This is a genomic window from Comamonas sp. MYb396, assembly GCF_037479555.1.
Taxonomy (GTDB): Bacteria; Pseudomonadota; Gammaproteobacteria; order Burkholderiales; family Burkholderiaceae_C; genus Comamonas.
In genome coordinates this window covers 225,280-245,367 of sequence record NZ_JBBGYU010000006.1, presented here as the reverse complement: position 1 = coordinate 245,367, position 20,088 = coordinate 225,280, and the positions used below count along the sequence as shown (strand labels likewise).

General features: G+C 63.1%; 17 protein-coding genes. 11 read left to right on the top strand and 6 right to left on the bottom strand.

Annotated features, from left to right (window positions below; translation table 11 throughout):
* Positions 1 to 154: 154 nt before the first annotated feature.
* Genes WH265_RS15660 through WH265_RS15640 form a run of 5 tightly spaced genes read left to right on the top strand, consistent with a single transcriptional unit; the run spans position 155 to position 5,212 of the window.
* A complete protein-coding gene (locus tag WH265_RS15660) occupies positions 155 to 1,159 on the top strand; it encodes an acyltransferase family protein (protein ID WP_339558881.1) in 1,005 nt (334 codons plus the stop codon).
* Between the two features lie 44 nt (positions 1,160 to 1,203).
* Positions 1,204 to 2,961 (top strand): hypothetical protein, encoded by a 1,758-nt coding sequence (locus tag WH265_RS15655; RefSeq protein WP_339558880.1) that lies wholly within the window; start codon positions 1,204 to 1,206, stop codon positions 2,959 to 2,961.
* 23 nt (positions 2,962 to 2,984) lie between these two features.
* A complete protein-coding gene (locus tag WH265_RS15650) occupies positions 2,985 to 3,962 on the top strand; it encodes a glycosyltransferase family 2 protein (RefSeq protein WP_339558879.1) in 978 nt (325 codons plus the stop codon).
* Positions 3,962 to 4,369: a GtrA family protein gene (locus WH265_RS15645; RefSeq protein WP_339558878.1), complete on the top strand. Its 408-nt coding sequence runs from the start codon at positions 3,962 to 3,964 to the stop codon at positions 4,367 to 4,369. The genes WH265_RS15650 and WH265_RS15645 overlap by 1 nt, the downstream gene beginning before the upstream one ends.
* Before the next feature lie 60 nt (positions 4,370 to 4,429).
* Complete coding sequence (locus WH265_RS15640) at positions 4,430 to 5,212, top strand: HAD-IIB family hydrolase (RefSeq protein WP_339558877.1); 783 nt, start codon at positions 4,430 to 4,432, stop codon at positions 5,210 to 5,212.
* 107 nt (positions 5,213 to 5,319) lie between these two features.
* On the opposite strand, the gene WH265_RS15635 is transcribed toward WH265_RS15640, so the two are convergent.
* Complete coding sequence (locus tag WH265_RS15635) at positions 5,320 to 5,751, bottom strand: TonB family protein (protein WP_312989325.1); 432 nt, start codon at positions 5,749 to 5,751, stop codon at positions 5,320 to 5,322.
* Positions 5,752 to 6,045: 294 nt separating this feature from the next.
* Between WH265_RS15635 and WH265_RS15630 the strand changes: the two genes are divergently transcribed.
* Complete coding sequence (locus tag WH265_RS15630; protein WP_445228539.1) at positions 6,046 to 7,488, top strand: NAD-dependent succinate-semialdehyde dehydrogenase; 1,443 nt, start codon at positions 6,046 to 6,048, stop codon at positions 7,486 to 7,488.
* A 98-nt stretch (positions 7,489 to 7,586) separates the two neighbouring features.
* Here WH265_RS15630 and WH265_RS15625 read toward each other — a convergent pair whose 3' ends face one another.
* Positions 7,587 to 8,540, bottom strand: coding sequence for a lysylphosphatidylglycerol synthase transmembrane domain-containing protein (locus tag WH265_RS15625; RefSeq protein WP_339558875.1), 954 nt, complete (start codon positions 8,538 to 8,540; stop codon positions 7,587 to 7,589).
* Between the two features lie 12 nt (positions 8,541 to 8,552).
* Complete coding sequence (locus WH265_RS15620; protein ID WP_339516589.1) at positions 8,553 to 9,590, bottom strand: glycosyltransferase family 2 protein; 1,038 nt, start codon at positions 9,588 to 9,590, stop codon at positions 8,553 to 8,555.
* Positions 9,591 to 9,810: 220 nt separating this feature from the next.
* Between WH265_RS15620 and WH265_RS15615 the strand changes: the two genes are divergently transcribed.
* The 3 genes from WH265_RS15615 to WH265_RS15605 are packed head-to-tail and all read left to right on the top strand — an operon-like array spanning position 9,811 to position 13,702.
* Positions 9,811 to 11,358, top strand: coding sequence for an ArnT family glycosyltransferase (locus WH265_RS15615; protein WP_339558874.1), 1,548 nt, complete (start codon positions 9,811 to 9,813; stop codon positions 11,356 to 11,358).
* Complete coding sequence (locus WH265_RS15610) at positions 11,355 to 12,365, top strand: NAD-dependent epimerase (RefSeq protein WP_339558873.1); 1,011 nt, start codon at positions 11,355 to 11,357, stop codon at positions 12,363 to 12,365. The genes WH265_RS15615 and WH265_RS15610 overlap by 4 nt, the downstream gene beginning before the upstream one ends.
* A complete protein-coding gene (locus tag WH265_RS15605; RefSeq protein WP_339558872.1) occupies positions 12,362 to 13,702 on the top strand; it encodes a UDP-glucose dehydrogenase family protein in 1,341 nt (446 codons plus the stop codon). Before WH265_RS15610 ends, WH265_RS15605 begins: the two co-directional genes overlap by 4 nt.
* An 82-nt stretch (positions 13,703 to 13,784) precedes the next feature.
* On the opposite strand, the gene WH265_RS15600 is transcribed toward WH265_RS15605, so the two are convergent.
* The 3 genes from WH265_RS15600 to WH265_RS15590 form a co-directional block, all read right to left on the bottom strand.
* Complete coding sequence (locus WH265_RS15600; RefSeq protein ID WP_339558871.1) at positions 13,785 to 15,281, bottom strand: amino acid permease; 1,497 nt, start codon at positions 15,279 to 15,281, stop codon at positions 13,785 to 13,787.
* 134 nt (positions 15,282 to 15,415) lie between these two features.
* Complete coding sequence (locus tag WH265_RS15595; protein WP_339558870.1) at positions 15,416 to 16,276, bottom strand: D-hexose-6-phosphate mutarotase; 861 nt, start codon at positions 16,274 to 16,276, stop codon at positions 15,416 to 15,418.
* A 156-nt stretch (positions 16,277 to 16,432) separates the two neighbouring features.
* Entirely contained in the window at positions 16,433 to 17,533 is a 1,101-nt protein-coding gene (locus WH265_RS15590; RefSeq protein WP_052329993.1) for a type II asparaginase, read from the bottom strand.
* 418 nt (positions 17,534 to 17,951) lie between these two features.
* Here WH265_RS15590 and WH265_RS15585 point away from each other — a divergent pair, with 418 nt between their 5' ends.
* Positions 17,952 to 19,796: an ABC transporter ATP-binding protein gene (locus WH265_RS15585; RefSeq protein ID WP_021027112.1), complete on the top strand. Its 1,845-nt coding sequence runs from the start codon at positions 17,952 to 17,954 to the stop codon at positions 19,794 to 19,796.
* Between the two features lie 8 nt (positions 19,797 to 19,804).
* On the top strand, positions 19,805 to 20,080 hold the full coding sequence (locus WH265_RS15580; protein WP_021027113.1) for a DUF2164 domain-containing protein: 276 nt from the start codon (positions 19,805 to 19,807) through the stop codon (positions 20,078 to 20,080).
* Positions 20,081 to 20,088: the final 8 nt, after the last annotated feature.

Below are 20,088 nucleotides of genomic sequence, written 5' to 3'. Positions count from 1 at the left end.
CGGTTCGGTCGCGCTGCACTGTTCATTCAGTTGGTATTTTTGCAAGAGCATCAGGCATCGCTGATGAAAATTTCAGATATGAAATATTTCAGATATTGAAATACAGGGATTCATGCAAGCAATAACAAACAGCAAAGAGACACACTTGGTCAACATGGATGCACTGCGTGCCATTGCGGTGATAGGCGTTGTGGCGCACCATACCAAAGCAGTAACGGGATTCAGCATCCCCTTCATTGGTGATTATGGCGGTCTTCTGGGCGTAGAGCTTTTCTTCATCATCAGTGGATTCTTGATCACGGAAAGCGCTTGCAGGAGCGACCTCAAAAAATATGTGATCCATCGCTTATTCAGAATCTTCCCGGCCTATTGGTTCACCTACCTGCTATTTGCAATACCTGCTGGTATCTACTTGAAATCCAACCAGGACTGGACTGCATTCTTTCTGAATATCGTCAACCTTCAACAGCTCTCGCCAAAAGCGTTGATTGCCTATGATGTGCTGCATGTCACCTGGACGTTGACCGTTGAACTGATCTGGTACGTTATTGCTCCCCTCTTCATACTTGGCAGAGCACGCTGGGCGCTGTGGTGGCTACTGGCCAGCGTCGTGATATCGACCTGCTGGAGCTACTTTGCCGCACAAGGCTATTTCAATGCCTGGTTCGCCGATGCTTTCGCATCACTGCAAAACCCGGCGGATCCGGGCCAGGTGGGAATCATCATCAACAATGCCTTTCCTGCACAAATGTTCTTTTTTATATTTGGCGGTTGCATTTATTTTTATAAGGACTTTTTCTTTCGGATCAGTGAAACCCTCATCAATGCGACCATCATTGCGCTCCTGCTTTTGATTGGGGTATACCAAGGAAAGCTCCCATCACCCATCTTCCTGACTGGCATTGGCCTTGGCGCCTTGTTGATCAAGGTGTTGAGAGCACCACCCACACAAGACAAGATTCTTCCACGCATCGGGAAAATCTCATATTCGATCTACCTCGTTCATTTCCCCATCATTATATTTTTTGCGCAAAAATTCAGTGGACCGCTGGGGAATATCTCTATCGCCTTGGGGTACTTGACAATATTCATCGTCTCCAATGTGATTTACGAATTGATCGAGAAGAAATTCATCGCCCTTGGCCGAAAGCTCTCCTGAGCCCCGTGCTATGCCCCCGAGACCTTGTGAGTAGCACCGCGCCCATGCAAACAGTTCAGTCCCCTGATTCCTCTACGACCTCCTTTGCTGAAAAATCTGGATGGTATTCACCCCTCTCTTACTGGGGGTGGATTGCAGTCGTCAGCGCGCTGTCCCTCTGGCTGCGTATGGCCTTTCCTATATTGGCCGTGGGCTGGGCTGCACATGATGACCTGCTGTTTGTACGTCTGGCCGCAGAAATCGGGATGGGCAATTGGTTGGGCAAATACAACGAGCTGACCCATGCCAAAGGCGTCGGCTACCCGCTGTTCCTGCTGCTCAACCATGCGACGGCACTGCCTTTGAAGTTCACGGAGCACGCGCTGTATCTGGCATCCGCCGCTTTCTTTGTGCATACGGTGGGTCAGATGACCCGCTCGCGGTTGCTTACGTTGGTGCTGTTTACGGTGATGGCCTTTCAGCCCACAGCCTGGTTGGAACAATCGGGCGGCCGGGTAATGCGCGAAGGTATCTATGTCTCGCAGACCCTGTTGCTGCTGACCTTGGGGCTGCGTTGCTGGGTAGCCGCAGCTGCAAAGGCTTTGCCGGGCGAGCAACTGCGTATGCAATGGCGCTCTCTGCTGGCCATGGGTCTGGTCGGCGGCTGGTTCTGGCTGACGCGTGAGGAAGGCGTATGGCTGCTGCCCGCACTGTCATTGCTGCTGGCCTATTGGCTATGGACGCAGCACTCAGTGCTGCTGCGCCATTGGAAGCCTGCATTGGCGTTTGCTGCACTGCCCATTGTGGTGGCCACGGTCATGGTCGCGGCCGTCAACACCACCAATTACGCGGTATATGGGGTCTTTCGCAACAACGATTTTCGCTCGAACGACTTTCTGGCTGGCTATGGCGCACTCACGCGTATTCGCCACGACCATTGGCAGCGTTATGTCCCATTTCCCAAGGATGCCCGTGAGCGCGCCTATGCGATGAGTGAAGCCGCACATGAGCTGAAGCCTTATTTCGAGGGTGATGGTGGCGAGTTCTGGCGCCAAGGCGGCTGCGCGCAGACGCAGACCTCGCCCTGCCCAGAAATTCTCTCGGGCTGGTTCATGTGGGCGCTGCGCCGTGCGGTTGCTGCCAACGGGCACTATGAGACAGCCAGGGACGCAAGGGCGTTCTACCGCAGACTGGCCTCGGAAATCGATGCCGGCTGCCGCCAGCGTCCTGGAGACTGTCTTCCAGCCCGTGCCACCATGGTGCCACCATGGCACGAAGGCTACGCGCTCGATGCCATCAAGGCATCCGGCGAGGTCTTTTGGACGCTTGCCACGCTGGACCAGGCCCAGCTCAAGACTTATCACAGCATAGGCGAGCCCCTGCACCTGAGGCTGTTCGAAGTGGTGACCAATGGCCCAATCGCCCCCACGACCGACCCAGAGCCACTGGCGGTGGACCTGACATCGCCCCGTGACACGTTCCGGCTTCAGCTTGCACAAGGCATCGCCACCGCCATGAGCAAAGCGTCGGCGGTAGCACTGCCCTTGGCATTCGCGTTCTGGCTCCTATGGTCTGTGGCACTGTTGGCCAAAAGGCGCCTGCCTGATATGGCCTGGATGCTGGCAACATGCCTGGCAGCAGCGCTGGTCACCCGCGTGGCACTGCTCGGCTTTCTGGAAGCGACATCCATCCCCAGCAACTACATCCTCTACCTGTACCCTGCCGTGCCCCTTTCGCTTGCATTCCCGGTCATCGTGGCCTGGTGCATGGCCCAGCGTCTCAAGGGCCGTAAAAACAGCAGGCACAATGCGGCAACTGCCTGAATGATTGAGAAGAATACTGAAAAATGACTGCACAACAACCGGCCAATCTCTACCGCAACCAGCGCATCGCCGTCATCCTCCCCTGCCACAACGAAGAGCTGACGGTGCGCCCCGTGGTGGAAGGCTTTCGCCAGGCCTTGCCAGAGGCTGAGATTTACATCTTCAACAATCTCTCGACGGACCGCACCGCCGAGATCGCTGTTGAAGTGGGCGCACATCTGCGCAATGTCCATCTCAAGGGCAAAGGCAATGTCGTGCGCCGCATGTTTGCCGATGTGGATGCCGATATCTATGTGATGGCCGATGGGGATGCAACCTACCATGCGCCATCGGCACGCAAGCTCATCGACATGCTGATTGACCAGCAGTTGGACATGGTGGTGGGTGCACGTGTCGAAGCGGAGCCTGAGCCCGGCGATACCGGCGTCACCTACCGGCCAGGCCATCGCTGGGGCAACAAGCTGTTGACCGGCACGGTGCAGCAAATCTTTGGCGGCAGCTTTCGCGACATGCTCTCGGGCTACCGGGTGTTTTCGCGCCGCTATGTCAAATCCTTCCCTGCACATTCGCAGGGCTTCGAGATCGAGACCGAGCTGAATGTCCATGCGCTGGAGCTGCGCATGCCTTGCACCGAGGTCGATACGCCTTACGGCGCCCGGCCCGAGGGCTCGGCCAGCAAGCTGTCCACCTACCGCGACGGTTGGCGCATCCTCAAGACCATCGGCCGCCTGGTGGTCAGCGAAAAGCCTTTGCAGTTCTTTGGCTGGCTGGGTGCTGCACTGGCGCTGGTCGCCATTGCACTGGCCATCCCCATCGTGATGGAGTACAGCCACACGGGCATGGTGCGGCGCTTTCCGACCTTGGGCCTGGTGTCCGCCATGGTCGTCTGCGGCGGGGTGTCCTTTGTCACCGGTCTGATCCTGCAAGCCATTACCTTGACGCGGCGCGAGATCAAGCAGATTGCTTATCTCGCTTCTGTGGCCAACACGCCGAGCAAGTGATGCAGTTCAAGATCAAGCGCTCGGTGCTCTGGTTCCTGATTGCCGGCTCACTTGCCTTTGTCGTTGATGTCGTGGTGTTGACCTTGCTGCGGGATGCCCTGGGCGTGTATGCCGCGCGGGCCGTGTCGTTCTGGCTGGCGGCCACCACGACCTGGCTGATCAACCGCAATATCTCCTTTGCGGGACGCAGCGCCAACGGCAGCTTGCTGGCCGAGTACCTGCGCTATCTGGGTCTAATGCTGGGCGGCGGTGCCGTCAACGTTGCCGTCTATTCGTTGCTGGCCTGGACCTTTCCCCAAGGCCCGCTATGGCTGATGCTGTATGTGGCTGCGGGTACCTTGGTCGCGATGACGGTGAATTACCTGAGCATGACCCGGTTGTTGTACCGCCAGCGCGCTGAAAACTGAGTTCTACTGACCCAGGCACTGGCCCCATTTTTACGCTGACCTCTCGCCGTTCCCTTCTCTATGCTAGCTTTGACCCAATGGCAGCCGACTGCCCCCATCCTCGGCCTGCTGACCGATATCGACGACACCCTGACCACCGAAGGCAGCGTCCCTGACAACGTGGTGCAGGCCATCGCTGCCCTCAAGGCCAAAGGTCTGGCCGTTATCCCCATCACCGGCCGGCCGGTGGGCTGGAGCAAGCCTTTTGCCGCTGCCTGGCCGGTGGATGCCATCGTCGCCGAGAACGGTGCCGTCGCGCTGCGCCGCAATGCCAGCGGCGGGCTGGACAAGCTCTACCAGCAGGATGAGGCCACGCGCATAGCCAACTTTGCCAAGATGCAGGCGGTGCTCACGCAGATCGAGCAGACGGTGCCGGGCGCGCAGCGCGCCACCGATTCGGCCGGGCGCGAATGCGATATTGCCGTGGACCACAGCGAGTTCACGCAGATGCCGCAGGCCGATATCGACCGTTGCGTTGCGCTGATGCAGGCAGCCGGCATGAATGCCACCGTCAGTTCCATCCACATCAATGGCTGGTTTGGCGGGCACAACAAGCTCGAAGGCGCACGCTGGATCGTCAAGACCTTGTTCGGGCGCGATCTCGACGCGGAAATCGGCCAGTGGTGCTATATCGGCGACTCCACCAACGACCAGCTGATGTTCCAGCACTTTGATAACAGCTTTGGCGTGGCCAATATCGCGCGCTTTGTGCCCCAGCTGCAGCACCTGCCGCGCTATGTGACGCGCGGCGAGCGCGGCGCTGGCTTTATCGAGCTGGCCGAGCGCATCTGCGCGCTGAAGTAAACGATTGGGCGGCGAACTGATCGCCCTCTACAACGCAAAAAACGCCCGCGGCACCTGAAGTGCAGCGGGCGTTTTGCCATGTAGAACGCGCGAAGGCGCGGTCTGTCTCAGGGCTTGAAGTCGAACTGCTGCTGCAGGATGACCTTCATCGGCTGGTTGTTCTTCATCGCGGGGCGGTATTTCCACTGGCGCACCGCGCGCTCCACCTCGGTGGCCATGTCGCGGGAGGTAGTGGTCAAGGTCTTCACATCGCTGACGGCGCCATCGGTGTTGACGACGAACTGCACGCGCACGCTGGCCGGCTGGGGCTGGGCACCAGCGGGGTAGGGGAAGCGGGGCGATGCACCGGTCAGCAGCTGGGGCGCCGTGTCGCAGGCATTGCCGGCGCAGCCAGCCGCTGCAGGGGCGGCATTGGCGGCAGTGGCCGTGGTCGCAGCAGCGCCAGCATCAGGCGTGGGAGCCGGCGCATTGGTGGCGCACCCTGCCAGCAATGCGGCAAGAACGGTGACAACGGCAGAACTGGTACGGATCAATGGCATGGTCTGAAGCTTCCAAAAGTCTCATGGTGGTGCGGCCCAGGCCAACCTGGCGTGCACAGGGCGCGGCGCAACAACGCTGCCCGCGCGGCAAACCCCATGTTTTACCACGGGCCTGCGGCTCTATTGTGGAGAAATCCGGTACATGCCCGCCCCAGCATGTCGAAATTGCCTTGCGCGACTACGCACACCGGCACGAACGGTTAGGATTTGCAGTTGTTCGCCCGCAGCCATCCATTGGCTGCCCGCGACGGCCCGACCACTGGATACCTCCAAGACACGCAAGGAAAAATGGCAATGACCGCTGCATATCCGGATACCCGACTGCTGATCAACAACGAATGGTGCGATGCCTCCGACGGCAAGACCATCGACGTGGTGAACCCTGCCACGGGCAAGCCCATCGGCAAGGTGGCCCACGCCACCAAGAAAGACATGGACCGTGCATTGGAAGCCGCGCAGGCGGGTTTCCTGGTCTGGCGTGCCACCCCCGCGATCGAGCGCGCCAACATCATGCGCCGAGCCGCTGGCCTGCTGCGTGAGCGTGCCGAGCAGATCGGCCGCCTGCTGACCCAGGAACAAGGCAAGCCCTTTGCCGAAGCCAAGGGCGAAGTGCTGGCCGGTGCCGGCATCATTGAATGGTTTGCCGATGAAGGCCTGCGCGTCTACGGCCGCATCGTGCCCGCCCGCGTGCCCAATGTGCAGCAGCTGGTGATCAAAGAGCCGGTCGGCCCCATCGCCGCGTTCACGCCTTGGAACTTCCCGGTCAACCAAGTGGTGCGCAAGCTCGGCGCTGCACTGGGCACCGGTTGCTCCTTCCTGGTGAAGGCGCCTGAAGAAACCCCCGCATCGCCTGCCGCGCTGCTGCAGTGCTTTGTGGACGCCGGCCTGCCCAAGGGCGTGCTGGGTCTGCTGTTTGGCTCGCCTTCCGAGATCTCCGAGTACCTGATCCCCCACCCGATCATCCGCAAGGTGACCTTCACCGGCTCGACCGTCGTGGGCAAGCAGCTGGCCGCGCTGGCTGGCGCCCACATGAAGCGCGTGACGATGGAGCTGGGCGGCCACGCCCCGGTCATCGTCGCCGACGACGCCGATGTGGAGCTGGCCGTCAAGGCCACGGCAGCTGCCAAGTTCCGCAATGCCGGCCAGGTCTGCATCTCGCCCACCCGTTTCCTGGTGCACCGCGATGTGAAGGACGCCTTTGTCAGCGCCTTCGTCAAGCACGCCGAGAGCCTGAAGCTGGGTGATGGCCTGACGGACGGCACCACCCTGGGGCCCCTGGCCAATGCCCGCCGCCTGACTGCCATGGCCCAGGTCGTCGAAGACGCCGCTGCCAAGGGCGCCAAGGTTGCCACCGGTGGCGCACGTGTGGGCAGCGAAGGCAACTTCTTCGCACCCACCATCCTGGCCGATGTGCCGATGAACGCCTCGGTGTTCAATGACGAGCCCTTTGGCCCGATCGCCGCGATCCGCACCTTTGAAAAGCTCGAAGACGCGATCACCGAAGCCAACCGCCTGCCTTTTGGCCTGGCTGCCTATGCCTACACCCGTTCGTACAAGAACGTGCAGCTGCTGTCCAACCAGATCGAAGCGGGCATGGTCTGGATCAACCAAGCCGCGACGCCAACGGCCGAGTTCCCCTTCGGCGGCGTGAAGGATTCGGGCTACGGCAGCGAAGGCGGCCCCGAAGCCATGGAGGCCTACCTGAACTCCAAGGCCGTGTCGATCACCGCCGTGTAAAAACTGCCCAAGGGCCTGTGCGCAGGCCTTGGGCACAAAAAAGCAAGTCTGCGGACTTGCTTTTTTCTTGGGTGCAACCACCAGGCCGCGCAGCCGATTCAGGATGCTGCATCCGCCTCGCGCTCGCGCTGGCTGGGCAGACCAAAGGCAATGGCTCCCAGCGCGCCCTGCACCAGCGCATACACGCCATAGATCAGCCCCACGCCGACGGCCAAGGCTGCCGGCACGCCAAAGGGCGCCAGCGCCGCCGCACTGGCCGCTTCCCGCGTGCCCCAGCCGCCCACGCTGACCGGCAAGGCCGCCATCAGAAAAATGGGCGCCATCGCAAAGGCCCAGGCGGCCAAGTCCAGATGGATGCCCAGCGCCAGCCCGCCCAGCGCCAGGGCTGCGGCGGACAGCAGCTGCACCAGCGCTGATGAACCCGCCTGCACGAGCATCTGGCGGTTAAAGTCCGGCCGCCCAGCGGCCTGCAGCAGGGGCTGCAACCAGCCCGGCAGGCTGGCCGCCTGGCGCCGGCCCAGCCACCACAGCAGCAGCCAGGGCAAAGCGATCCAGAGGGCGGTGCCCAGCAGCATCAAAACCTGCAGCGCTGCTGGAGAAATACGCAGCACGGGCGCCAAGGCGCTGGCGGACAGCGCCGCGCCGATGGCGCCAATGGCGCAGAGCATCCACAGGCCGCTGAAGCGGTCCAGCAGCACCGACAGCGAAGCAGCGGCCTTGCCCTGGCCACTGCGCTGCAGCACCACGGCGCGGTAGACATCGCCGCCCACCACAGCGCCGGGCAGCAAGGCATTGAGGCCAATGGCCTGGAAATACCAGCGCAGCGCATCGGGCCAGCGCATCGGCGCGCCCAGCCACTGGGCGAGCGCACGCCAGCGCCAGGCAGACACCACGTTCGACGCGATGGCGGCCGCCAGCCCCGCCAGCAGCCAGCGCCCATCGGCCGCGCGCAGCCGGGCCCAGAGGGCCGCAGGATCGGCAAAGTAGGCCACGGCGCCCAGCAAAGCGGCGCCACACAAGGCCTTGATGCAGGCTTTTTGTGTACGGTTCACACCAAGGGGCGCTTAAATGTGGGAGGCGGCAGCGGGCTGCACAGCTTGCGCGCGTGCGGCATGGGCATCCAGGCGCACCATGCGGGGGGTCTCGCCCGTCTCGTCGATCACATAGTCGTCCGCATAGTACTGGCGGCCACCGCCCGACTCGTAGTAGATGCGGGTCAGCAGCTCGCCAATGAGGCCCGCGGCGACAAAGGTCATGCCCATCAGCACCAGCATCACGCCAATGATCAGCAAGGGACGGCCGCCAATGCTCTCCCCCATCAGCTTGACGATGAACAAATAGGCCAGGATCAGAAAGCCGGGGGTGGCCAGCCACAGGCCCAGGCCGCCAAAGGCGTGCAGCGGGCGCTGGCGGTAGCGCATCAGGAAGACCATCAGGATCAAATCCAGAATCACGCGGAAGGTGCGGTCAATGCCGTACTTGGAGACCCCCGCCGTGCGGGCATGGTGGCGCACCGGCACTTCGGTGATGCGGGCACCAGCATCGCGCGCCAGCGAGGGGATAAAGCGGTGCAGCTCGCCGTAGAGGTGCACGCGGTCGATGATGTGGCGGCGGTAGGCCTTGAGCGCGCAGCCATAGTCGTGCAGCTGCACGCCGGTGGCGTTGGAGATCAAACGATTGGCGATCTTGGAGGGCAGCTTGCGCGAGATGGCCGCATCCTGGCGGTCCTTGCGCCAGCCCGAGACCATGTCCACGCTCGGGTCGGTCTCCAGGCGGTTGAGCAGCAGGGGGATGTCGTCGGGCTCGTTTTGCAGGTCGGCGTCCAGGGTCACCACATAGCGGCCTTGCACCCGGTCAAAACCGGCCTGCAGCGCGCTCGATTGGCCGTAGTTGCGCGCCAGGATCACCGGGCGCAGCCAGGGGCGCGTAGCAGCCAGCTCCAGCAGGCGCTTGGCGCTGTCGTCCTTGGAGCCATCGTCGACGGCAATCAGCTCATAGCTCAGCGGCTGCGAGCGCATGGCCGCGTCAATCCGGTCGACCAGGGCGATCAGATTGTCGAACTCGTTGTAGATGGGGACGACGATGGAAACAGCAGGAGACATAGAGGGCACATTGCAAAAAGCCGCTCAAACAGGCGGCTGGACCGAGACCGGAACCGGCATGCGGCGCAGCCCAACCGGGGTTGGCGACTCTTGTGGCATTGGTAAAACAGTGGTCGCCTATACTACCTGATCCGCTCTTTCCTCTGCTGCTGATGCGACAGGCTGGTGCCGCGCCCCAGGGCTGCGGGCCCTGTATGCACCTGCATTTCGTGTTTCTGCCATGACGTCTGCGTCCCCCTCCTCCGCCAAAGATTGGCAGTCCCAGCTCTACCGCCACCCCCTGGCCTGGGTGCTGGTGCTGGCCTGTGCACATGTCATCTCGCGTGTGGCCATCTCGGACGGCATGAAATGGGACGAATCCGAACAAATCCTCTGGTCCCAGCAGTTCCTGCTGGGCTACGGCGCCCAGCCGCCCGCCTACAGCTGGCTGCAATGGCTGGTGGGCCAGTTGCTGGGGCCCACGGTGCTGTCGCTGTCGCTGGTCAAACACAGCCTGATCGTGCTGACCTATGTGCTGGCCTGGCAAACCGGCCGCGCGCTGCTGCCGGCCAAGGGCGCCTTCTGGGTCGCCGGTGGCCTGCTGCTGATGCTGCCCTTTGGCTGGGACAGCGTGCGCGACCAGACCCACACCATCCTGGTCACCGCAATGGCCTTTGGCGCCTGGTGGATGGCTCTGCGCCAGGTGCGCGCGCCAGCTTTGGTCAATTTTGTCGGCCTGGGCATCTTCTGCGGCGTGGGCATGCTGGCCAAATACAGTTTTGCGATGCTGATCGGCGTGTTTGCCGTGGCCGCCTTCAGCGTGCCCCAGGTGCGCCGCGCGCTGCTGGGCCGGGGCTGGTGGCTGGCACCCCTGATTGGCCTGCTGATCTTTGCACCGCACGGCTTTTGGCTGCTGCAGCACTGGCGTGAGGCCACGACCGAAACCATCCACAAGATGGACATCTCCACCCAGGTCTCCCACCTCAAGGGCCTGGGCGCGCTGGCGACGGCCGTGTTCTCGACCCTGGGTCTGTGGCTGCTGGTCAGCCTGGCCAGCTACCGCAGCCGCTTGTGGAAAGCCGATGCGGCACCATCCCCCGCCGCAGATGCAGCCCTTCCTGAATGGCGCATCTGGGCCTGGCCGCTGCTGTGGCGCTACCTGGCGCTGGTGTTTGCGATCCTCGTGGGCATGGTGCTGGTGGGCGATGTCAGCAGCTTCAAGCAGCGCTGGGTGCTGCCGCTGACGGCCGTGGCACCTCTGGCCCTGTATGTCTGGCGCCCGCGCCTGCTGGCCGAGGGCGTGGGCCGGGGCTACACCACCACGGTGGTGGTGTTTGCGCTGGTCTTTCTGACCCTGGCAACGGTGCGCCCCTGGCAGTCCAACCTGCGCAAGGATCCCGACGAGCTCAACCACCCCGTCGCGCAGCTGAGCGCCGCGCTCGCGGCCGCAGGCTATGACGGCCAAGGCGTCATCGTTGGCTCGGACAATATGGTCGCTGCCATGCTGCGCTCGCGCAACCCCGGGGCCTATGCGACGGCCTGCACGGCCGAGTTTGGCCGCATGGCCGACTGCCTGGCTCAAGCCCGCGCCAAGGCCGCGCAAACCGGTCGCGGCCTGCTGTACATTGCCCGCATGGACAAGGCCACACCCGCCTGGTGGGAGCCGGTGCTGGCGGCGGCGCCCGGCGCGTCCGTGCAAGATCTGACCCTTCCGTTTTCCCATATGCGTGCCAGCACGCCACCCATGCACTACCAATTTGTGTGGCTGCCCGCACCCATCACACCATGAAACCTGTTCTCGTCACCGGCGCTGCCGGTTTTATCGGCATGCACTGCGCGCTGCGCCTGCTGGAGCGCGGCCTGCCCGTTGTCGGCATCGACAACCTCAACAGCTACTACGATGTTGCACTCAAAGAGGCGCGGCTCGCGCAGCTGCAAGGCCATCCCAATTTCCGCTTTATCCAGCTCGATCTGGCCGACCGCGCCGGCATGGCCGCGCTGTTTGATGAGGTTAAGCCCCAGCGCGTGCTGCACCTGGCCGCCCAGGCAGGGGTGCGCTACTCCATCGACCAGCCCGACGACTACACAGACTCGAACCTGCTGGGCTTTGGCCATGTGCTGCAGGGCTGCCGCAAGCACCAGGTGGCGCACCTGGTCTACGCCAGCAGCTCCAGCGTCTACGGCGGCAATGCCAAGATGCCCTACGCCGAGAGCGATGCGGTGGACCACCCGATCAGCTACTACGCGGCCACCAAGAAGGCCAATGAGCTGATGGCCCACACCTACTCGCACCTCTACCAGATGCCCACCACCGGACTGCGCTTTTTCACGGTCTACGGGCCCTGGGGCCGGCCGGACATGGCCTTGTTCAAGTTCACCAAGGCCATCCTGGCGGGCGAGACCATCGATGTTTACGGCAATGGCCAGCTGGTGCGCGATTTCACCTTTATCGACGACATCGTCGAAGGCATTCTGCGTGTGCTGGACAAACCGGCCACGCCAGACAGCCACTATGACGCGCTGCAGCCCAACCCGGGCACCAGCACCGCGCCCTACCGCATCTTCAATATCGGCAACAGCCAGCCCACCGTGCTGATGGACTACATCGCCGCACTGGAGTCTGCCCTGGGCATGCAGGCGAACAAGCGCATGCTGCCCATCCAGCCGGGCGACATGCACAGCACCTCGGCCGACACCCGGGCCTTGCAGGCCTGGGTGCAGTTCGCCCCTTCTTTCACTGTCACAGACGGAATCCAGCGCTTTGTCGACTGGTACCGCTCGTTCTACCGCGTATGAAAGTCACTGTTTTTGGAACCGGCTATGTCGGTCTTGTTCAAGGCGCTGTGCTGGCCGATGTCGGCCACCAGGTGCTCTGTGTCGATGTCGATGCCGCCAAGGTCGCCGCGCTGCAGGCCGGCCAGATCCCCATCCATGAGCCGGGCCTGGACAAGCTGGTCACCAGCAACCATGCCAACGGCCGCTTGCGCTTTACCACCGATGCAGCGCTGGGCGTGGCGCACAGCGAGGTCATCTTTTTAGCAGTGGGCACGCCCCCTGACGAAGACGGCAGCGCCGACCTGCAGTATGTGCTGGCCGTGGCCCGCACCATTGCCCGGCACATGGATGGCCCGCGCATCGTCATCAACAAATCCACCGTGCCGGTGGGCACGGCCGACAAGGTACGCGCGGTCATTGCCGAGGGCCTGGCAGCTCGCGGCGCCAGCCACGGTTACGACGTGGTCTCCAACCCGGAATTCCTCAAGGAAGGCGCGGCCGTGGCCGACTGCCAGCGGCCCGACCGCATCATCATCGGCACCAGCAACCCGGCGTCTGAGGCGCGGCTGCGCGAGCTGTATGCGCCCTTCAACCGCAACCACGACAAGATCGTGGTGATGGATGTGCGGAGTGCCGAGCTGACCAAGTACGCCGCCAATGCGATGCTGGCCACCAAGATCAGCTTCATGAACGAGATCGCCAACCTGGCCGAGCGCCTGGGCGCCAATGTGGAAGCGGTGCGCCGCGGCATTGGCAGCGATCCGCGCATTGGCTACCACTTTATCTACCCGGGGGTGGGCTACGGCGGCAGCTGCTTCCCCAAGGATGTGAAGGCCCTGGTGCGCACGGCCGAGGAGATCGGCTTTGATCCCCTGCTGCTCAACGCTGTCGAAGCCCGCAACGAAGCCCAGCGCAACGTGCTGTTCGAGCGCATCAGCGCCTTCTACGGCGGCCAGTTGCAGGGCAAGACGATTGCGCTGTGGGGCCTGGCCTTCAAGCCCAATACCGACGACATGCGCGAGGCGCCCAGCCGCAACCTGCTCGAAGCGCTGTGGGCTGCAGGCGCCCGCGTGCAGGCCTATGACCCCGTCGCCATGCAGGAAGCCCAGCGCATCTATGGTGAGCGCAGCGACCTGGTGCTGGTTGCCGACCCCGAGGCCACCCTGCAGGGCGCCGACTGCCTGGCCATCGTCACCGAGTGGCAGATCTTCCGCGCGCCCGATTTTGGCCAGCTGGCCCAGAGCCTGCGCGACCGCATGGTCTTTGACGGCCGCAACCTCTATGACCCGGCCCTGGTGGCCGGTTATGGCCTGGGCTATGTGTCGATTGGCCGCCAACCGGTGCCACGCAGCGAATAAGGCCGCTGGCGATCAATCACAAAAAAGCGAGTCCTCGGACTCGCTTTTTGCTATCTACGGGCCACCAGAGTAGACAGCCGATTTACTTCGCGCTCTCCACCTGGCCATCAAAACGCATATCGGCATAGGCCACGGTGCGGCTGCCTTTGGCCCAGCGGTAGCCCCACCAGATCAGCAGAAACACCGGCAGACCGATATAGGTGGCCACCACGCCGCCCCAGTCGATATGGTCCTTCAGGAAGGCCTCGTAGTTCTGGCCCAGGGTGATGACCAGGCAGAGCACAAACGCAAAGATGGGACCAAACGGGAACCAGGGCGAGACATAGGGCAGCTGCGACACATCATGGCCCTGCGCCAGAAAGCCCTTGCGGAAGCGGTAGTGGCTGATGGCAATGCCCAGCCAGGCGATAAAGCCGGTCATGCCCGAGAGGTTGAGCAGCCACAGGTAGACGGTCTGCGGGCTGAACAAAAAGCTGAAAAAGCACAGCCCGGCCATCACCGTGGTCGCCAGCAAGGCCATCACCGGCACGCCATGGCGTGAGAGGCGGCCAAAAATGCGCGGCGCCATGCCCTGGCAGGCCAGCGTGTAGAGCATGCGGGTGGAGGCATACATACCCGAGTTGCCGGCCGACAGCACCGAAGTCAGCACCACGGCATTCATGATGACGGCCGCCGACAGCAGGCCCGCCTTCTGGAACACCAGCGTGAAGGGGCTGACGCTGATATCGCCGATGTCATTGCGCAGCAGATGCGGGTCGGTGTAGCTCACCAGCGAGCCGATCACCGCAATCGCCAGCACATAGAACAGCAGGATGCGCCAGAACACCTGGCGCACCGCGCGCGGGATGTTCTTGGCGGGGTTCTCGGACTCGGCTGCCGCAATGCCGATGAGCTCGGTGCCCTGGAAGGAAAAGCCCACGATCATCGCCACACCGATCAAGGCCGCAAAGCCGCCGGCAAAGGGCGCATCGGCCACCTGCCAGTTGGCGATGGCGCCCCAGACGCCGTCCGTCGGGCCGCCGCGCAGAATGCCAAAAATCATCGCCACGCCCAGCGCGATGAAGACCAGTACCGTCGTCACCTTGATCGCGGCAAACCAGTACTCGGCCTCACCAAAACCGCGCACCGAGATGGCATTGAGGGCCACCATCAGCAGCAGGAACAGCGCGCTCCACCAGTAGCCCGGCACATCGGGGAACCAGTAGGCCATCACCAGCTGCGAGGCCACCAGATCGACCGCAATCGTGATCGCCCAGTTGTACCAGTAGTTCCAGCCCAGCGCGAAGCCAAAGCCCTCGTCCACATAGCGCGCACCATAGGTGGCAAACGAGCCCGACACCGGCATGAAGGCCGCCAACTCGCCCAGGCTGGTCATCAAAAAGTAGACCATCAGGCCGATGACGCCATAGGCCAGCAGCGCGCCGCCGGGCCCCGCCTGCGCAATGGTGGCGCCCGAGGCCACAAACAGCCCCGTGCCGATGGAGCCACCAATGGCGATCATCGACAAATGGCGCGCCTTGAGATCACGGCGCAGTTCATTGACTGGCGCGGAAGAAGAGGAAGACCCAGAACCCGGCATAAACAAAAAAGCATGGCCACAAGCGCCATGCCGACAATGACAAGGCCGCCATTATCGGGTTTTCCCCTGGTCTGCGGTAGTGGCCGCCCACAATTCCGCCACAGCGCTTGTGTTTCCAGCTAGCTGGCCAAGTCTCAGGCCAGGGTCAGGGTCTGGCTGATCGACCAAGGCTGGCCCGGCGCCAGCAGCACCGGCGTGTCGATGCTGGCCGCCTCCACACACAGCATCTGGCGCCAGCCGTCATCGGGCATATCGGCCAGGCTGTGGCTCAGCAACACGCCCGGGTTCCAGACGACGATTTCGCTGGCCGTGCTGCTGTGGCGAATTTCCAGCCTGCGGCCGGCGGGCACATCGGGCTGCTGCAGCTGCAACGCTGCGCCCGGCGCGGAGAACACCCGGTCAAAGCCCTGCTCGGTGGTCGCGGCAAAGCCCACATCGCCCGGCGGCTGCACAAAGCGGGTGTCCGCCAGCGCATCCCAGCAGGCCAGGCCCTGCAGGCCGGACAACCGCGTTTGCGCCACATCGTCCACCTGCAGGTAGCTGTGCAGCGCGCAGGTCATGGACCAGGCGACCTGGTCGGTGTTCTGCACATCGAGGCGAATCGACAGGCTCCCCGCCTGCACGCCAATGCGCAAGCGCGCATCAAAGGCATGGGGCCAGAAGGCCCGCGTGGCCTCGCTGTCCGTCAGCTGCATGACGATGCCGGCTTCATCGGCCTCCCGCATCTGCCAGGGCAGGTTGCGTGCAAAGCCATGCTTGGGCAGCGGCCCGCGCGTGTTGAACTGCGGAAAGCAGACCGGCACGCCGCCGCGAATCGCCGCCTGGCCATCGCGCTGGCTGGCCGGGCTCAGGTAGAGGTGCTCGCGGCCACCGGCCGTCTTCCAGGACAGCAGCTGCGCGCCCTGCTCGGCCACCACGGCCGACGAACCATCGGCCCACTGGGCACACCAGGCGGCAAAGCCTTCGTAGCTGATTCGGGTCCACGCATGCGCCATCTTTTTTGCTCCTCTAAATGCAGCGATTGTGACATTGGCAGCGGGCCCCACTGCCGCTGGCGAGCCATACAGCGGACAGCAAAAAGGACAGCCGCAGCTGTCCTTGGTAGATACCTATTGAAGCCAGTGCCCCGCCTCAGCCGGGCATGCTGGCGATCAATATTCCCAGAAAATGCGCTGGATTTCCTTGGGGTCGTTGGTCTTGGTCAGCGCCAGCGCTGCCAGCAAGCGGGCTTTCTCAGGGCGCAGGTCATGCGCAACCACCCAGTCATACTTGTCATCGGGCTGCTCTGCATTGCGCAGCACAAAGCCATAAGGCACGCGCGCCGAGCGGATCACCTGCACGCCCTTGCTGCGCGCTTCCTGCAGTGCGGGGACGATGCGGTCGGCCACCGAGCCATTGCCGGTACCGGCATGCACGATCGCCTTGGCGCCGGTGCCGACAAAGGCATCAATCGCGGTGCGCGGCACATTGCCGTAGCTGTAGACCACTTCGACAGCAGGCAGGCTGGAGATGGTGTCGATGTTGAACTCGGACTGCATCGTGTGGCGCTTGATCGGCGCACGGAACCAGTAATTCTTGCCTTCCACCACCATGCCCAGCGGGCCCCACTGGCTTTGGAACGCGCTGGTCTTGATGTTCACATCCTTGTTCACATCACGCGCGGTCTGGATCTCGTCGTTCATCGTCACGACCACGCCCTTGCCCTCGGCGTCCTTGGACGCTGCCACGCTCACGGCGTTGACCAGGTTCAGCGCGCCATCGGCCGACAGCGCGGTGCCTGGGCGCATCGAGCCCACGACCACGATGGGCTTGTTGGTGTGCACCGTCAGGCTCAGGAAATAGGCTGTCTCGGCCAGCGTGTCGGTGCCGTGGGTGATGACCACGCCATCCACATCGGGCTGCTTGACCAGCGCGGAGACGCGCTTGGCCAGCACCAGCAGGTTGTCGTTGGTAAAGCTCTCGGAGGCAATCTGGAAGACCTGCTCACCGCGCACCTGGGCGACCTTGGACAGCTCAGGCAGGCCGGCGAGCAGCTTGTCCACCGGCACCTTGGCGGCGCTGTAGGTGGCGCTGTTCATCGCCGATGCACCGGCGCCGGCAATCGTGCCGCCGGTGGCCAGCACGACCACATTGCGCTGGCCTTGCTGGGCCACCTGAGGCGCAGCCGCTGGCGCTGCAGCAGGTGCGGCGGCAACGGCAGGGGCCGCCGCAGCGGCTTGGGTGTTTTGGGGGCCGCTGGCGCAAGCGCCCAGGCTCAGCGTGACCGCCAGGGTCACAGCACTCAGTGCGGGAAGCCGCCAGCGGGACGCTTGGGACACCTGCAGCATTGTTGTCGATTTGTGTGGCATCAGTAGCACCTCGTGTCAAAAGCCGCTATCTTAGAAACTGTGTGCAGGCTGCGCATTGGTGAACACACCTATGGTTTTTTGCAAGCCCATAGGCTGCAAGATTGACGCCCAGGTGACGATTCGCCGACACAAAGACACCCACCCGTCTAGGGCTATGTTGGCCACCCGCCAAGGGGGTCGCAGCCGCCGCTAGACTTGCCGGATCGGGGTTGTTACCACTGTCAATATCAACAGTTTCTAAGCTGCTTACCATGCAGCACCGGGGCAGGCCAAGCAACTTTTCCAAGACCCAAGGCCCAGCCTCATTGCAGGAGATCAGTGCATGTTTTCGTTTTTCGAGCGGCGGGTGCCGCCCTATCCCAGCGCCGAGCCCCAGGTTCCGCCCAAGGGGTTTTTTGCTTTCATGTGGGCCTGTACGCAGGGCATGCGGGGCTGGATCGGCCTGCTCACGGCCACCTCGGCGCTGCTGGCCATGTACGAGGCCATGCTGTTTGCAGTGATGGGTCATGTGGTCGATTGGCTGGCGACCATGTCGCCCAACAACTTCTGGGCCGAGCAAGGCCGCACGGCACTGGGCATTGCCGGCATCTTGCTGGGCAGCGTGCTGCTGCTGGCACTGCACACCCAGGTGATGCACCAGGTGCTGGCCATCAACTTCCCGATGCGGCTGCGCTGGGTGTTCCACCGCCTGATGCTGGGCCAGAGCATGTCCTTCTACGCCGACGAGTTTGCCGGCCGCATTACGACCAAGATCATGCAGACGGCGCTGTCCGTGCGCGAAGTGGTGTTCATGATCGTCGATGTGCTGGTGGGTGTGAGCGTCTACATGATCGGCATCCTGATCCTGGCGGCCAGCTTTGAGTGGCGGCTGATGCTGCCCTTCCTGCTGTGGCTGCTCGCCTATATCGGCGCCTGCTTCTACTTTGTGCCGCGCCTGGGCAAGATCGGCAAGGCCCAGGCCGATGCGCGCTCGATGATGACCGGCCGCGTGACCGACGCCTATACCAATATCGCCACCGTCAAGCTGTTCGCCCACACCAAGCGCGAGGCCGACTACGCCCGCAGCGCGATGGAAGCCTTCAAGCAGACCGGCCATGCACAGATGCGCCTGGTCAGCCTGTTCGAGATCACCAACCACCTGATGATCACGCTGCTGCTGCTGGGCGCCTCGGGCACCGCGCTCTACCTGTGGTTGAACGGCCAGGCCAGCGCCGGTGTGGTGGCGGCCGTGATCGCCATGGCCCTGCGCCTGATGGGCTATTCGCACTGGGTGATGTGGCAGATGACGGGCCTGTTTGAGAACGTGGGCACCATCCAGGACGGCATCAACACCTTGACCAAGCCGCGCAGCATCGTCGATGCCAGCGGTGCCAAGCCGCTGGTGGTGCAGCAAGGCCGCATCGAGTTCGACAACGTCAGCTTTGCCTACAAGGATGCCGGCCGCCCGGTCATCGACCAGCTCAACCTGACCATCCACCCCGGCGAGCGCATTGGCCTCATTGGCCGCTCGGGCGCCGGCAAGTCGACCCTGGTCAACCTGCTGCTGCGCTTCCACGACCTGGCCGGTGGCCAGATCCGCATCGATGGCCAGGACATTGCCAAGGTCACGCAAGACAGCCTACGCAGCAATATCGGCATGGTGACGCAAGACACCTCCTTGCTGCACCGCTCGATGCGCGACAACATTCTGTATGGCCGCCCCGACGCCAGCGAAGAAGACATGCGCCGCGCCACCGAGCGTGCCGAGGCATCCGACTTTATCGCCACGCTGAGCGACCGCTTTGGCCGCACCGGCTACGACGCCCAGGTGGGCGAGCGCGGCGTCAAGCTCTCGGGCGGCCAGCGCCAGCGCGTGGCCATTGCCCGCGTGATGCTCAAAGACGCGCCCATCCTGCTGCTGGACGAAGCCACCAGCGCGCTCGACAGCGAGGTCGAGGCTGCCATCCAGGAGAGCCTGGACAGCCTCATGCATGGCAAGACCGTCATCGCCATTGCGCACCGCCTGTCCACCATCGCCGCGATGGACCGCCTGATCGTCATGGACAAGGGCCAGATCATCGAGCAAGGCAGCCACCAGCAGCTGCTCGCCCAAGGCGGCATCTACGCCAAGCTCTGGGCCCACCAGAGCGGCGGCTTCCTGGCCGAGCCGGTCGATGGACCTCTGTAAATCTGCATATGGCTATTGAACTCAAAAAGGACGTGCACGACCGTGCCGTCCAATCCATCGAACGCTACTTCGAGCAGACCCAGGGCGAACGCATCGGCAATATGACCGCCGCCGCGCTGCTCGGCTTCTTCCTGAAGGAAATCGGCCCCAGCCTCTACAACCAGGGCGTGGCCGACGCCCAGGCCCGCCTGCACGAGCGCCTGCAGGAGCTCGACTATGAGGTGCATGAGGACGAGTTTGGCTACTGGAACAAGGCCAGCGGCAAGCGAGAATCACGGGGCTAGTCCCCTTT

What these genes read in the sequence shown, in the direction of transcription:
- WH265_RS15660 (WP_339558881.1), top strand. Translation starts at nt 155, where the DNA reads ATGGATGCACTGCGTGCCATTGCGGTGATAGGCGTTGTGGCGCACCAT.
- WH265_RS15655 (WP_339558880.1), top strand. Translation starts at nt 1,204, where the DNA reads ATGCAAACAGTTCAGTCCCCTGATTCCTCTACGACCTCCTTTGCTGAA.
- WH265_RS15650 (WP_339558879.1), top strand. Translation starts at nt 2,985, where the DNA reads ATGACTGCACAACAACCGGCCAATCTCTACCGCAACCAGCGCATCGCC.
- WH265_RS15645 (WP_339558878.1), top strand. Translation starts at nt 3,962, where the DNA reads ATGCAGTTCAAGATCAAGCGCTCGGTGCTCTGGTTCCTGATTGCCGGC.
- WH265_RS15640 (WP_339558877.1), top strand. Translation starts at nt 4,430, where the DNA reads ATGCTAGCTTTGACCCAATGGCAGCCGACTGCCCCCATCCTCGGCCTG.
- WH265_RS15635 (WP_312989325.1), bottom strand. Translation starts at nt 5,751, where the DNA reads ATGCCATTGATCCGTACCAGTTCTGCCGTTGTCACCGTTCTTGCCGCA.
- WH265_RS15630 (WP_445228539.1), top strand. Translation starts at nt 6,046, where the DNA reads ATGACCGCTGCATATCCGGATACCCGACTGCTGATCAACAACGAATGG.
- WH265_RS15620 (WP_339516589.1), bottom strand. Translation starts at nt 9,590, where the DNA reads ATGTCTCCTGCTGTTTCCATCGTCGTCCCCATCTACAACGAGTTCGAC.
- WH265_RS15615 (WP_339558874.1), top strand. Translation starts at nt 9,811, where the DNA reads ATGACGTCTGCGTCCCCCTCCTCCGCCAAAGATTGGCAGTCCCAGCTC.
- WH265_RS15610 (WP_339558873.1), top strand. Translation starts at nt 11,355, where the DNA reads ATGAAACCTGTTCTCGTCACCGGCGCTGCCGGTTTTATCGGCATGCAC.
- WH265_RS15605 (WP_339558872.1), top strand. Translation starts at nt 12,362, where the DNA reads ATGAAAGTCACTGTTTTTGGAACCGGCTATGTCGGTCTTGTTCAAGGC.
- WH265_RS15600 (WP_339558871.1), bottom strand. Translation starts at nt 15,281, where the DNA reads ATGCCGGGTTCTGGGTCTTCCTCTTCTTCCGCGCCAGTCAATGAACTG.
- WH265_RS15595 (WP_339558870.1), bottom strand. Translation starts at nt 16,276, where the DNA reads ATGGCGCATGCGTGGACCCGAATCAGCTACGAAGGCTTTGCCGCCTGG.
- WH265_RS15585 (WP_021027112.1), top strand. Translation starts at nt 17,952, where the DNA reads ATGTTTTCGTTTTTCGAGCGGCGGGTGCCGCCCTATCCCAGCGCCGAG.
- WH265_RS15580 (WP_021027113.1), top strand. Translation starts at nt 19,805, where the DNA reads ATGGCTATTGAACTCAAAAAGGACGTGCACGACCGTGCCGTCCAATCC.